Origin of the sequence: Pseudomonas sp. Yb2C2 (assembly GCF_052112325.1) — a bacterium.
GTDB classification, from domain to species: Bacteria; Pseudomonadota; Gammaproteobacteria; order Pseudomonadales; family Pseudomonadaceae; genus Aquipseudomonas; species Aquipseudomonas marginalis.
In genome coordinates this window covers 1-255 of sequence record NZ_JAVAJK010000079.1, presented here as the reverse complement: position 1 = coordinate 255, position 255 = coordinate 1, and the positions used below count along the sequence as shown (strand labels likewise).

1 pseudogene is annotated in these 255 nt (G+C 63.1%); it reads left to right on the top strand.

Features of this window, described 5'->3' with window-relative positions:
* Window positions 1-255: pseudogene (gene araG / locus Q8X51_RS32235) on the top strand (L-arabinose ABC transporter ATP-binding protein AraG); the annotation flags it as partial.

Here is a 255-nt window from a genome sequence, read left to right as displayed (position 1 = left end):
AGATCGACCGCTTGATGGCGATCATTACGCGCCTGCGGGACGAGGGCAAAGTGGTGCTCTACGTGTCGCACCGCATGGAAGAGGTGTTCCGCATCTGCAACGCGGTCACGGTGTTCAAGGACGGCCGCTACGTGCGCACCTTCGACGACATGAGCGCGTTGACCCACGACCAGTTGGTGACCTGCATGGTCGGCCGCGACATCCAGGACATCTACGACTACCGCCCGCGCGAGCACGGTGAGGTGGCGCTCAAGG